The 257-nt window shown below is 47.5% G+C and carries 1 protein-coding gene; it reads right to left on the bottom strand.

Annotated elements, in window-relative coordinates; translation table 11 throughout:
• Positions 1 to 13: 13 nt before the first annotated feature.
• Positions 14 to 257 (bottom strand): flavoprotein (locus VJI94_RS08520; RefSeq protein ID WP_324009053.1); only part of this gene is annotated, 244 nt, incomplete at its 5' end.

Genomic DNA, 257 nt, shown 5'->3' with positions numbered 1-257 from the left:
CATGGACTATCGACTACGGTCTGCTTCCCCAACGGTAAGACGCCTGCTCTAACCCAGCAAGATCAAGCACACGATCAACAACAGTTGCGGCTACTTCTTCAATGGTTTGTGGGTTGCTGTAAAAGGAAGGGGTGGCGGGACAAATAATCCCGCCGGCGAGTGTCACCGTTTCCATATTTTTAATGTGGATGAGGTTATAAGGGGTTTCACGCACCATCAGGATCAACTTTCTTCTTTCTTTTAATACCACATCTGCA

The organism is Parvimonas sp. D9 (genome assembly GCF_035282565.1).
GTDB classification, from domain to species: Bacteria; Bacillota; Clostridia; order Tissierellales; family Peptoniphilaceae; genus Parvimonas; species Parvimonas micra.
The sequence above is the reverse complement of the archived record's forward strand: the minus strand, read 5'-3'. Positions and strand labels throughout refer to the sequence as shown.